Source organism: Haloprofundus salinisoli, from assembly GCF_020097815.1.
In the GTDB taxonomy this organism is placed as follows: domain Archaea; phylum Halobacteriota; class Halobacteria; order Halobacteriales; family Haloferacaceae; genus Haloprofundus; species Haloprofundus salinisoli.
Map to the genome: position 1 here is coordinate 103,192 of NZ_CP083664.1, position 12,278 is coordinate 115,469.

Annotated in this window: 11 protein-coding genes; 3 read left to right on the forward strand and 8 right to left on the reverse strand. The window is 56.8% G+C overall.

Features of this window, described 5'->3' with window-relative positions; genetic code table 11:
* Nucleotides 1-201 precede the first annotated feature (201 nt).
* Genes LAQ73_RS16180 through LAQ73_RS16200 form a run of 5 tightly spaced genes read right to left on the reverse strand, consistent with a single transcriptional unit; the run spans nucleotide 202 to nucleotide 5,665 of the window.
* Nucleotides 202-1,212 (reverse strand): ABC transporter ATP-binding protein, encoded by a 1,011-nt coding sequence (locus LAQ73_RS16180; RefSeq protein ID WP_224271029.1) that lies wholly within the window; start codon nucleotides 1,210-1,212, stop codon nucleotides 202-204.
* Complete coding sequence (locus LAQ73_RS16185) at nucleotides 1,209-2,228, reverse strand: ABC transporter ATP-binding protein (protein WP_224271030.1); 1,020 nt, start codon at nucleotides 2,226-2,228, stop codon at nucleotides 1,209-1,211. Before LAQ73_RS16185 ends, LAQ73_RS16180 begins: the two co-directional genes overlap by 4 nt.
* Nucleotides 2,228-3,145: an ABC transporter permease gene (locus LAQ73_RS16190; RefSeq protein ID WP_224271031.1), complete on the reverse strand. Its 918-nt coding sequence runs from the start codon at nucleotides 3,143-3,145 to the stop codon at nucleotides 2,228-2,230. Before LAQ73_RS16190 ends, LAQ73_RS16185 begins: the two co-directional genes overlap by 1 nt.
* On the reverse strand, nucleotides 3,142-4,125 hold the full coding sequence (locus LAQ73_RS16195; RefSeq protein WP_317988524.1) for an ABC transporter permease: 984 nt from the start codon (nucleotides 4,123-4,125) through the stop codon (nucleotides 3,142-3,144). The genes LAQ73_RS16190 and LAQ73_RS16195 overlap by 4 nt, the downstream gene beginning before the upstream one ends.
* A 28-nt stretch (nucleotides 4,126-4,153) precedes the next feature.
* Nucleotides 4,154-5,665, reverse strand: a complete 1,512-nt coding sequence (locus tag LAQ73_RS16200) for an ABC transporter substrate-binding protein (RefSeq protein ID WP_224271032.1) — start codon at nucleotides 5,663-5,665, stop codon at nucleotides 4,154-4,156.
* 439 nt (nucleotides 5,666-6,104) lie between these two features.
* Here LAQ73_RS16200 and LAQ73_RS16205 point away from each other — a divergent pair, with 439 nt between their 5' ends.
* Both LAQ73_RS16205 and LAQ73_RS16210 read left to right on the forward strand, forming a co-directional pair.
* A complete protein-coding gene (locus LAQ73_RS16205) occupies nucleotides 6,105-7,169 on the forward strand; it encodes an N-acetyltransferase DgcN family protein (RefSeq protein ID WP_224271033.1) in 1,065 nt (354 codons plus the stop codon).
* Nucleotides 7,169-8,224 (forward strand): dipeptide epimerase, encoded by a 1,056-nt coding sequence (locus LAQ73_RS16210; RefSeq protein WP_224271034.1) that lies wholly within the window; start codon nucleotides 7,169-7,171, stop codon nucleotides 8,222-8,224. Before LAQ73_RS16205 ends, LAQ73_RS16210 begins: the two co-directional genes overlap by 1 nt.
* A gap of 517 nt (nucleotides 8,225-8,741) precedes the next feature.
* Here LAQ73_RS16210 and LAQ73_RS16215 read toward each other — a convergent pair.
* From LAQ73_RS16215 to LAQ73_RS16225, 3 genes are all read right to left on the reverse strand, one after another.
* Nucleotides 8,742-9,170: a DUF7342 family protein gene (locus tag LAQ73_RS16215; RefSeq protein ID WP_224271035.1), complete on the reverse strand. Its 429-nt coding sequence runs from the start codon at nucleotides 9,168-9,170 to the stop codon at nucleotides 8,742-8,744.
* A gap of 103 nt (nucleotides 9,171-9,273) precedes the next feature.
* Nucleotides 9,274-9,897, reverse strand: a complete 624-nt coding sequence (locus LAQ73_RS16220) for an RNA 2'-phosphotransferase (protein WP_224271036.1) — start codon at nucleotides 9,895-9,897, stop codon at nucleotides 9,274-9,276.
* Between the two features lie 320 nt (nucleotides 9,898-10,217).
* Nucleotides 10,218-11,186: a winged helix-turn-helix domain-containing protein gene (locus tag LAQ73_RS16225; RefSeq protein WP_224271037.1), complete on the reverse strand. Its 969-nt coding sequence runs from the start codon at nucleotides 11,184-11,186 to the stop codon at nucleotides 10,218-10,220.
* A gap of 225 nt (nucleotides 11,187-11,411) precedes the next feature.
* On the opposite strand from LAQ73_RS16225, the gene LAQ73_RS16230 reads away from it, so the two are divergent.
* Complete coding sequence (locus tag LAQ73_RS16230; RefSeq protein WP_224271038.1) at nucleotides 11,412-12,011, forward strand: ester cyclase; 600 nt, start codon at nucleotides 11,412-11,414, stop codon at nucleotides 12,009-12,011.
* The last annotated feature ends 267 nt before the right edge of the window (nucleotides 12,012-12,278 follow it).

The window sequence follows — 12,278 nt, forward strand, 5'->3', positions numbered from 1 at the left end:
CGTTATACGGTCGAAGCAAGATTACGCGACCACTGTAGCTCGACTATGGTTGCAATGGATGAGAAATAGCCGACTGTAGGCTGTGGCCGTTGGTTGTCTCTCCATCGGCTTAGTTGGAATCTCCTTGGTTCGACATCATCGACGTTACCCTACCGTTCCCCAATGATGAACTCCGGAGCGAAGATAGTAGGGACTGCGAGACTACGGTCGCACAGTCGCATCTGCTGTTTCGTAGAGATGACACGCCACCGTTCGATTCTCTCTGTCACCGTCTTCTCTCCTCGGTTCGAGCGCCGGGTTCGTCACCGAGCACTCGTTGAACGCTTTTGGACACCGCGTGTGGAACCGACAGCCCTCTGGTGGGTGAATCGGACTCGGAATGTCGCCCTCGATAGTCGGGGCAAGTTCACGTTGCATCCCAGCCTCAGGAAGCGAAATCGAATCCAAGAGTGCCTCTGTGTAGGGATGTTTGGGGTCGTCGTACAACGCCGCGGCGGGAGCGGTCTCAACGATTCGACCGAGGTACATCACTGCGACTTCGTCGCAGACGTGGCGGATCACGTTGAGGTCGTGACTGATGAAGATGAGCGTGAGGTCGTACGTCGATCTCAGTCGCCTGATGAGGCGGAGAATCTTCGCTTGAACACTCACGTCGAGCGCACTCGTCGGTTCGTCGAGAACCACGAACTCGGGGTTCACAACCAACGCTCGGGCGAGTCCGATGCGTTGCTGTTGTCCGCCAGAGAACTCGTGTGGATAACGACTCGCGTGCTCCGGTTGCAAGCCGACGTCTTCAAGTGTCCGGTAGACAATCTCGCGTGCATCTTCTCCGTGAGCGATATCGTGAAACTCGATAGGCTTTCGGAGCAGTTCTTCGACGGTCTGACGGGGATTCAGGCTCGACCGAGGGTCCTGAAAGACGATCTGCATCCGTCGACGTATCTCGCGCAACTGACGTTGATTGTACGCCGTGATGTCCTCTCCATCGAAGATGATTCGGCCGCTCGTCGGGTCGTGAAGTCGCAGAAGCGTTCGCCCGAGCGTACTCTTTCCACAGCCACTCTCTCCAACTAACCCGAGTGTCTGTCCGCGCTCGATTGACAGATCGACACCGTCAACGGCGTGGACGACCTCACGGTCGAGGAATCGTGAGAGGAGCCCAGAACCGGTGTCGAAGTGCTTCGTGAGGTTTTGGGTCTCGACGAGACTCATAGATGTTCCTCCATCGCCATCGACTCTTCGACGAGATAACACGCGGCACGGCCGTCCTCAGTCCGATAGAGTTCCGGATGTGCGTCGAAACACCGTTCGTGTGCCTCTGGACAGCGGTCGGCAAATCGACATTGTGAGGGTAAGTCGACCGGGTTTGGGACACTGCCTTCCATCACGTACAGTTCACGGTCCGGTTCGTCGTAGCGCGGAACCGACTGTAGCAGCCCTTGCGTGTAGGGGTGTTGTGGGTCAGAGAGGACGGAACCGACCGGTCCTTCCTCCATGACTCTCCCGGCGTACATGACGACGACACGGTCACAGAGCGCGGCGACGACCGAGATATCGTGCGTAATCCAGAGTACCGAGGTGCCGAGGTCGTCGACGAGTTCGCGAAACAGCGCGAGAATCTGCCGTTCAATTGTGACGTCAAGTGCGGTCGTCGGTTCGTCTGCGAGCACCAAAGACGGGTCGCAGAGAACGGACATCGCGATCATCGCCCGCTGGAGCATTCCGCCAGAGAACTCGTGTGGATAGTCGTCGTAACGGGATTCCGGACTCGGAATTCCGACACGCTCTAACGCGTCAATAACTCTCGATTTGTACTCGCTGGAGTGATCGAACCCGAACAGACGCACGAGCGGATGTACTGGACCGGTTTCGTGTGTCCGGAGGACGTCATGGAGCTGTCGACCGACCGTCTGGGTCGGATTGAATGCCGTCATCGGATCTTGGAACACCATCGAGATGTCACTACCTCGCAGCGCACCGAGCTCCGCGCTCGAAAGCGATTGCAGGTCAACACCGTCGTACTCAATACTCCCCTCGACGACACGACCAGGTGGGTCGATGAGTCCGAGTACCGACAGCGCAGTGACGCTCTTACCGGATCCGCTCTCACCGACGAGGCCGACAATTTCGCCTTCGCCGATTTCGAGGTCGATACCGTCGACGGCGCGGACCTGACCCCGCTCCGTGTCGAAGTAGGTGTGGAGGTTCTCCACGTTCAGTACCGACATCACATCCTCCCCTCGGCGTCACGCTGTTGCTGTGGGTCGAGTGCATCGCGGAGACTGTCGCCCAGCAAGTTGAATCCGAGAACCGTGACCATGATGGCGAGACCGGGGAACACCGAGTACCACCACGCAGACGTGATGTACTGGCGTGCACCCGAGAGCATAATCCCCCACGTGGGATGAATCGGAGAGACACCGAGTCCCAGAAACGAGAGGGCAGCTTCGGCGATGATGGCCGTCGCCATACTGAACGTGAACTGGACGATGATCGGCGTCAACGAGTTCGGGAGGATCTCCCGTGAGACGATGTTCGTATCCGGATACCCCATCGCCCGCGCCGCACCGACGTACTGCTCGGACTTCTCCGAGAGGACTTCGCTCCGCGTGATCCGGGCGAACGTCGGGACGTAGACGATTGCAATCGCGAAGATGACGTTCTCCAGTCCGCGACCCAGGATTGCCATCAACGCGATTGCGAGCAGAATGGACGGAAAGGAGAGAAGAACGTCCATCGCGCGCATCCCGACCATATCAGTGAGGCCACCGTAGTAGGCGGTGATGCTGCCGACGACGATGCCGACGACACTCGCGAAGCCGACCGCGGCGAGGCCGACGACGACACTCGTTCGAGTGCCGTAGAGCGTCCGCGCGAAAATGTCGCGCCCTTGCTCGTCGGTGCCGAACGGATGTTCGAGACTGGGTGCGAGCAAGCGTGCAAACCGGTTGGTCTCGTAGGGATCAGCGACCACCATCGTCACCAGCTGGCGATTGAGAAGGAACTCGTCGATGGCGCTGAACAGCGCAACGGCGAACACTCCTGCGACGATGACGCCACCGACCATCGCGAGCGTATCTCCCCGAATTCGGTCGACGATGCGCGCTCTGGTTCCGACGTACTCGTGCGAACGAGCGTTGCTCACGCGTTCTCACCCCCGTACCGGATTCGTGGGTCGAGGAACCCGTACAGCACGTCGACGAGGAGGTTCGACGCGACGAATGCAACGGCGACGAGGAGGACGATCCCTTGGATGACCGGGAAGTCCTGTGCGAAGATCGAATTGATCGCCAACTGACCGATACCGGGAATGCCGAAGACGGTCTCGACGATGACACTCCCTCCGATGAGATAACCTAGTTGCAGCCCGACGACCGTGATCGTCGGGAGAATTGCGTTCTTCAGGACGTAGACGTACGTGATTTCGCCTTCGCTGATTCCGTAGGCGCGGGCTGTGCGGACGTACGACTGATTAATCTCGTCGAGAACGCCGCCGCGGATCATCCGCATTACGAGCGCGGCGAGCGCCGTTCCGAGTGCGAGCGCCGGAAGGACGACCGAGAACATCCCTTCTACGGGGTCTTCAGTAACGAGCGTCATCCCGAACAAGGGGAACGCATCGATACCGAACCGAGAACTCAGTTCGACCGCGACGACGACGATAAGGATGAGGCCGAGCCAGAAGTTCGGCATGCTGATACCGAGGAGTGCGACGATACGGCTCACGTGGTCCGTCAAGCGGCCTTTCCTGAGCGCACCGAGGATGCCCGTCGGAAGCGCAATCGCGAGCGAAACGACGAGGCTCGATACGGCGAGCTGTATCGTATACGGGAGGCGGCCGACGATGAGGTCGGTGACGGGCTGTTGACTCCGAATCGAGCGTCCGAGATCACCTTGGATGGCGTCTCCGAGAAAGCCCATGTACTGAACGTACAGCGGCTGGTTCAGCCCGAGTTCTATCCTGAGCTGTTCGACTTGGGCAGCGCTGGCTCGTTCACCGAGCATGAGTCGTGCAGGATCGCCCGGAGCCAGATGCACCATGATGAATGCGACGAACGACGCACCGAGCAGTACCGGCACCGCCCAGAGAAGCCGTTTGACGACGTATTGTAAGATGTCGTTCATAGGAAATGAATAGACGCGGCAGTCGACGCTACTCGTCGAGGGTCACGTCGTGGTAGACGGGTGTGAGCAGTGAGGGATGTTGCTTGTAGTTCTGGACAGCAGTCTGCAGTCCTGTCGCCTGTTCGTACGTCATGACGGGCTGGCACGGACACATCTCCATCACCTTCAACTGGAGTTCTCGGTAGGCCGCCTCGCGTTCTTCCGCGTCGATAGAGGTCGCGCCTTTAGCGATCATCTCGTCGACCTCCGGATCCTCAAGGAACGAGAGGTTCGACGCGCCCGCGTTCGCCGATCCCCACAGGAAGTTGACGATGTCGGTGTCGAACCACGAGACGGTCCCGTACATGACGTTCGACTCTCCTTTGCCGAACTCGTCGTAGGCGGTGTTGTACTCGTACGTGGTGAGTTCCGCCTCGATACCGACGTCAGCGAACATCGAGACCATCTCCTCTGCGGTCTGCACACGCGGTGGTGGGGTGTTCGTCGAGACTATGTCTATCGTCAGGCGCTCTCCATCCTTCGAGCGGAATTCCCCGTCCATCGTCCAGCCGGCATCATCGAGGAGTTGTCCTGCTTTCTCCGGGTCGAACTCGTATCCGAGCTGATCTCGAACGTCCTCGCCCGCCCATCCGAGGAGGTTCTCCGAGAAGGGGACCCAGTTCTCCGCCCCGAGGCCTTGGTAGATGTCCTCGATGATCCGTTCTTTGTCGATTGCGTGCGCGAGTGCCTTCCGAACGGTGACATCGTCGGTCGGCGCCTGTTGCACGTTGAACGCGACGTAGCCTGCGTTGTTCGAGGTGAACACTTCGGCAGTCGTCCCCGAGTCGTCCTGGATCGTCGAGAGTTCTCGTTGTGGGAAGTCGCGGGCCAGGAGGATATCCACGTCACCCGAGAGAAGCGCCTGAACACGCGGAAGTTCCTCCGGGATTACTCGGAACGTGATCTTCTTCGGAAGTGGAGCGTCTTCGGACTCGATTTCCGGCGAGTGCGGTGTGCTCCACTCGTCGTTTCTCGTGAGTGTGATGTGATCTCCACGAACCCACTCATCAAGTTTGTACGGGCCCGTACCGACAGGGTTCGCCGCGAACGCGTCCTCGTCGGCTTCTACTGGGCCACGTGGGATGATGCCGAAGTAGCCACCGTAACTGCTGTAGGTGTTCCACGGGGCGTATTTCTCGTCGAAAGTGAACGTCACTGAGTTCTCGCCAGTCGCTTCGACGCCCGACATCGGGCCGACGGCCCACTTGAGAAGTGCGGGCTTGTTCAGCAGACGGTTGTACGTGAATACGACGTCGTCGGCAGTGAACGCATCGCCGTTGTGGAAACTGATACCGTCGTTGAGTTCGATTGTCCACTCCGTTCCTGCATCATTGACCTGCCACTCTTTACCCAATCCTGGTGAGAAATTCCCCTCGAAGTCCATCGTGACGAGCGGATCGTAGATGAGGCTCATCACCTGCTCTGAGTAGGAGGCGGTCGTGACGTGCGGGTCGAGTGCTTCTGAGTCACCTGCCCGAGCGAGAACGAGTTCTTCGGGCACCGACCCACTGCCGCTACTACCACTTGCCCCATCGCTGGAATTCCCTCCAGTATCGCCGCCACTGCCGCCGCTTCCAGTACATCCTGCCAGTGAAGACGAGAGGACGAGAGCGCTCCCCCCACCGAGCAAACGGAGGTATTCGCGCCTGTCAAGCGCGGTACCACGGAGGTCTTCTGGGGTCCGAACGGCTTTGGCATGGTCGGTCATATCATCCATCTTCGTTCTGCTGAACGCGTATTATCCAACCACGATAAGACGATACCCACGCATGCAAGGGGAATCCTCCCTATACGACTATATTGATAGAAAATTAAGTATTTACGTTGAAACTGTTTCAATTCTGAGGACAGGATGAATCTCGAAGAGGTTCACTCGGCAACTCTCGGCTTCCTTGCATGATAGGGACTGGGTTTTTCCAACCTAAATTGCTGGGTAGACCATGGATTTGCACAGTCAGTTCGAGGCCTCTACGCCTGCTATCGTTCTTGCCGAGGGTGAATTCGGTCGTACAGGCGGGAAGACCGCAAACGGGGTCGTGATGCACAGCGAACTGTTCGACGCACGTGCCGTCATCGATTCAACGACAGCTGGGATGTCTGTGCCCACGGTGCTCGAGAAAGCGGATGCCCCCGACATCCCTATTGTCGACACCTTCGAGACCGCTATTCGACACGCCCCGGAGGCAGAGGCGCTCATCGTCGGCGTTGCGCCTGCCGGAGGCAAGCTCCCTAATTCTTGGATCGGCACCATTCAAGAAGCGATGCGCTCGGGATGTGACATCGTCTCCGGATTGCACGTGTTCCTCAGCGACGACGACGACTGGAACCTGTTAGCGGGCGACTGTGGCGTTCGCCTGTTCGACGTGCGAAAAGCACCCCCCGAAACAGAACTGCGGGTCGCAGATGGCCGAGTGAGCGAACTTGACGCCGATATCGTCCTGACGATGGGCACAGACTGCGCTGTCGGGAAGCGGACTACGACGTTCGAGTTGTATCGAGCCGCTCGTGCCGCCGGCCTTGATGCCGGATGGGTCGCGACAGGCCAAACCGGAACGATGGTCGGTGCGAACCGAGGCATCGTCATCGACCGTATCCCTGCCGACTTCGCGGCTGGGGCGGTAGAGGGTCTCGTCTACGATACAGCGCAAGAACACGACATCGTCTTCGTCGAAGGGCAAGCGTCTCTCACCCACCGTGCATACTCCGGAGTCACGCTCGCGATTCTTCACGGCGCGTGGCCCGATATCGTCGTTCTCGCAGACGATCCGAACCGGTCCGAGCGAACACACTTCGAACAGTTCGCTGTGAGCGGAATCGAACACGAGCGTGCTACTATCGAATCACTCTCCGATGCGACTGTCGCAGCCGTGTCGACGTGGGGGTCACCTGAAGATGTGACGTCAACGACTGGCCTTCCAGCAGCGAACATCTTCGATGACGGTGGTCCGGAAGCGCTACTTGAAGCAGTACAGGACTCGCGCGACACGAGGAGAGTCGTTCCCTAATGAGCATAATCACACGTGTCTCGGTAGAAGCGCTCAATCTCTCAATGAACGAGCCATTCGAGATCTCGCTCGGAACGCAATACGAAGCGGCAAACGTTCTCGTAACGATCGAAACAGAGTCTGGTACCATCGGATACGGGGAGGGTTCCCCAATCGCACCGGTTACAGGTGAAACACAAACGACGGCATTGGCAGTCGCGGGAGAGACCGCGTCACTCTTGGAAGGCGAGGAAATCGGCGACTATCGTCGGCTTATCGAGAGAGTGCGCGCGACTTTCCCCGGCATGGTTTCGGCTCTGTTTGCAGTCGAGACTGCTCTTCTTGACGCATACTGTCGAGAACGTGAGATCCCACTCGCTGCACTCTTCGGGGGCACCGTACAGCCGGTGACGACAGATCTCACGATTCCCATTCTGTCTCCTGAAGAGGCGGCTTCGACCGCGTCACGCGCAATCGAAAACGGGTTCGAGCATCTGAAAATTAAAACTGGAAATGACGTAAACGGAGATATTGAGCGTATCGCTGCGATTCACCAGGTCGCGGAGGATGCCGAGTTGAAAGTTGATGCAAATCAAGGGTGGTCGGTGAAAGAGACCGTCTACTTTGCATCTCAAATGCGCTCTCGCGAAATCGACATTGCACTCATCGAACAGCCTGTTCCGAAGACAGACATCTCGGGTCTCTCGTTGGCTCGTGAGTCGGTGAGTACACCTATCGCTGCAGATGAATCGATCTTTACACCCGCGGATGCACTCCGTGTCGTTCGAGAAAATGCGGTTGACGTAATCAACGTCAAGCTTGGAAAGTCTGGCATCCTCGCCGTCGCTGATATCGTCGCCATTGCGAAGGCGGCTGATCTCGAACTGATGATAGGCTGTATGCTGGAGAGTGCGATCGGAATCCATACGAGCGCACACCTCGTTGCAGGTACTGGGGCATTCAACTACGTTGACTTGGACGGGAATCTCCTGCTCGCAGAAGACGTGATTGAGCGGAAATACGGACCTCGTATAGATATCAAAGGAGCGGGGCACGGGGTCGTACCACAGGTATAGTCCGTGATGTGCACGTCGTTGTGGATGGTTAGATATCAGTTATAGAACTCGATAGTTGAGCAAACTGAGAATGCCTCTTCGGGACTACCCATCTATCCTTGGGTATCGCTTGATACAATGACGCGGCGAATGTAGGACTGGTACCAAGACTCGCTATCACTGTTGGGCATGCACCAGATGCTAGCTGAATCACATCACATCGCGGTACCAAATTTTTAGCCGAAGTGGTCTCACTCTTCAGAGAGCATCTTGCGAAGATGAAATACGACACTCAGCACGGCCACTGATACATAGTACCAGTCAAGCCGATGATGTTCCTGCTAATACCGTCGTTACAGCGATGACTTGCGTCGAAAATGAGAGATCAAATCTTTTGGTGCATCACGCCTCACCAACTCTAGTTACAATCGAATCGTCTCGAGTGACGAGACATCGAATCGGAAAGCACCGATTCGACCTCCCACTGTACGGGAGGTACAAAACGACACAGCACGCGCTGAGACACCGTGTGCGCTCCTCACGAGCGGTCGCCCAGATCACTGTAGACGTCGCCGATGGCCTGACCGTCGCTTGCCTCTGCAGCGGCAACGGCGTCAACGGCCGCTGGTGTCGTGACATCGTACACGTCTTCGTACTCGTTGATACGCGAGGTCAGCTCTCGGACACGCTCTTGGAGTTCCTCGATAGAGTGGTCGGCTGCAAGCTGGTCGATTCGCCGCCACTCGAAGTAAGCATCGTTACGATCGTAGGTGACCGGATGGCCATCGTGGCACGTAACGACGCCTAGTTTGCTAAACCAATCCAAGTACTTCCGAGCGGTCTTTGGGTCACAGTCTGCTCGTTTGGCGATGGCGCTCGCTGCGGCCGGCTCGCGAGTCTGGAGGATCGTCCCGTAGACACGTTGTTCGAGAGTGACAGTGCCGCGTCGGTGTTCGTGGGTTAACAATACGATGATGTCTCGACGAATCTGGAGAGCTTCGACTTCGACAACATATTCGACCGTATCGGGTAGGATGGCTACTGTTCAGCGTGTTGGAAAGTCATGCGGCTCAAGTATGGCCATCGATATATTTGGGCGGAACACGCTCAACGGTGAACGTTTCTGCTCCCCGCTTGCTGATTTGGTATCCGTCTCGTTTCATCGCACCAGCGTCAACCGCGAGCACGGCTGGATTGTCAGCGTGTCGTCGTCCGACGGTGCGAGCTTCCTCGGGTGTTGCTGAGAGGTGCACGTACTGCCGTGACATTGACCGCAATCCTTCTTCGAAAATTATGTTAAGAATCTGTGGGTCGGTCCCGTGGTACAGCCGGTCTGGTACTGTCGATTCCGTCGCTTCGAGGTCAACGTCGATCGAGTGGCCGTAGGCGGCACGAATCTGTTCATCTTGACGTTCAAACCGCCCCTTCTCGTCGGTAGCAACGACCGCCTCAACGTGTCTGGGTTCAGCCCACGCGTACTTGTCTGTGACAGTATCGACGAGGGAATCGTAGTTGGTCCACCCGTGTGCGTCGATTGATAATTCGACATCATCGGGAAAGTGACGCAACGCACCACTCACAAACTTCGAGAGTTGCCGTCGCCGCCTTTCCTCGAGTACAGGCTCTCCTTCATTACCGCAGACAGGGCAGCAATCATCAGCGAAGTAGCCATGGTCGTTACAGACTCGAATCACTATTGACCAATTGGATGGCGATCGACTTGTGGCTCACGTCTCTATCACACCGTCTGCGACATTTCATAATCAAATTAGGAGTCCACGGCCTTGTGGTGGGTTGATGACAACGCAGGAATAGGTCAGACAACTCATCTACGACGCCCACTCGGTCAAGGAAAACATGGATTTCTCTACTATCGAGGAATGAGTGTCTCCATTCCCGGGACCTACCAACTCAACGGAATCGACGAACTTCCCGGTCTCGGGGTAGGTGACCCTAAAGTTCAGAAGTGCCACCGCAGGTCCCTGATTCGTACAGCCATCAGTTTCGGCTCAGGTTAGGTAGAGAATCCCTGGTTCACATCGACGACAGTCATCTGTTCGTCGAACGTGATTCGGAGTTCGTCCCCGTCGATTGAAATCGTCGTTCTGAGCCTGAGCGGGTCCTTTGAGACGACTTTTTCCTGATACTCGAGAAGACGGGCACGTTGCTCGTGTGAGGCAAGGTCAAACTCAACCCCGTGGTCGTAGTAGAACGCGATTACGGCCGGGTGGGTCGGTGGATAGAGTAGGGTTGGCAGTTTCCAGACAAATTTACAGACATCACACATGTGATAGACTATTCCCCAAAAAATCGAGCCGCATTCGTCACATACGTCCTCATCCTCCGGATCCGGAGCGTGGTCGTCGCAGATGCGAATCGACTCGACCGGCATCGGACCGGAGCACTCGGGACAGACGCCCTCCATTACGGAGGCTTCTCGGTGTTTGATCCACACCCGATGTGATCGGTACACCTCGCTTGGAGTCCTGTTTAGCATTCCAGCAGGTGGGTGTTCCTCGCTGCTAAGGAGTCCCGCCGGATAGCTTGCGACACAGCGAGCAGTACAGCTGGTACACCAGTGCGAGAGCAGCCCGTTTTCGTATTCGAGTGTTGTCGGCCCACCACAGAAGATGCACGAAACGGCGATCTCGATTGGCTCGATCGTCACCTCATCGATCGCTGTCCCCGCGATCACGACCCGGATAATCCGTTTGCCCGCCTCACGAAGTTCGTACCCCCCGTCTGAGTGATGGACGAAGTGGGTCGAGAGCTTCTTGAGGTGATAGTTGAGCCTGCCGGGATCGTCAACGTCGACGCGCTCGCGGAGGTCAGAAAACCGTATCGGCGCTGGATCCGTGGGATCGTGCACCTCCCAGAGGGTTTGCAGGATCTTGAGTCGAGTCTTGTCCGAGAGGAGTTGGAACGCTTCGTTCCTGACTGTGGCGGTTCCCCGTCCCCACTCTGCCGGGAACGAATCGTTCATACAGAGTAGTAGCGAGCAGAGCCCAAGACTCTGTGGGGCGTTCACGTACCGAGGTCGAAGAGCGTTAACGACCTTGATATGGAGATTAGACTTATGCCAGCAGTCTGAGTTCACGGGTCGTATCAGCTCCTTTATAGGATTGTCGTTCTATTGGAGTTTCTATAGAAATGATATTCTAATTACATTCATTCCCCTCGCCGTCATTAGAATCGGTGGAGAACACACATGCCGAGCGAATTAACCACGAAACGCAGTCAGGTCGCCGACGAGAACCAAGCAGTCATCCGCTGTCTCTTCGAGCGAGTCTACTCGAAGGGCGAGCTGAACGTCATTGACAGGATGGTGACGTCGGACTTCATCGAGAATAGCACTGACTCGTCCCGTGCATATCGGGGGCCCGAGGGGATCAAATCGCACGTCATCCGCTTACGGACGTCCTTCAACGAGTTCACCATCGAAATCGACGACCTTCACGTGCAGGGTGATTCCTTCGAGGTGTCTTGGACAGCGCGGGGTACCCACGAACGACGGTTCCAGGGCGTCGACCCGGTGTGTAACATCGGGCAGGTCGGAGAGGAACCTCACGGGAACCATATCGTCATCTCCGGTGTTACCTCGGGTACAAGTAGTAACGGGAAAATCCACGAAAGTCGGATGGTATGGGATATGACGGAACTTCGCCGTCAACTTGGGGTATCGATCGAAGACGCCGAAATGGATACCGATGACCGCGTATCGACTGACCAGAATCCACCGCTCCTCGAAGGAGCGCCAAAAGAAGAAACGTCAGCACTTTCCACCGGGTTAGTCAGTGGGAGTAGATAATGGGCGATAAAAACAACCTTCACGTGTGCCGACACTGTGGTAATGTTGTGGCAACGTCCTCGACTACCGGCCCACAGAAGTGCTTCAACTGCGAGGGGGTGTCCTTCTCTCAATACATCAATATAATTGAGAATTCGGTTGACGAAGAGCAGGCATCTCGCTGATTACAGCCCAGTTTTACTGCGTTCAGTCAGAAGGTTCCCGGCCAAAGATAACTACTCTTCGCCAAGGGGCTGCACACGAACCGAACCATTTACTTCTCACTGA

Coding starts and splice junctions, on each gene's coding strand:
- LAQ73_RS16180 (WP_224271029.1), bottom strand. CDS start 1,212: ATGAGTCTCGTCGAGACCCAAAACCTCACGAAGCACTTCGACACCGGT.
- LAQ73_RS16185 (WP_224271030.1), bottom strand. CDS start 2,228: ATGTCGGTACTGAACGTGGAGAACCTCCACACCTACTTCGACACGGAG.
- LAQ73_RS16195 (WP_317988524.1), bottom strand. CDS start 4,125: ATGAACGACATCTTACAATACGTCGTCAAACGGCTTCTCTGGGCGGTG.
- LAQ73_RS16205 (WP_224271033.1), top strand. CDS start 6,105: ATGGATTTGCACAGTCAGTTCGAGGCCTCTACGCCTGCTATCGTTCTT.
- LAQ73_RS16210 (WP_224271034.1), top strand. CDS start 7,169: ATGAGCATAATCACACGTGTCTCGGTAGAAGCGCTCAATCTCTCAATG.
- LAQ73_RS16225 (WP_224271037.1), bottom strand. CDS start 11,186: ATGAACGATTCGTTCCCGGCAGAGTGGGGACGGGGAACCGCCACAGTC.
- LAQ73_RS16230 (WP_224271038.1), top strand. CDS start 11,412: ATGCCGAGCGAATTAACCACGAAACGCAGTCAGGTCGCCGACGAGAAC.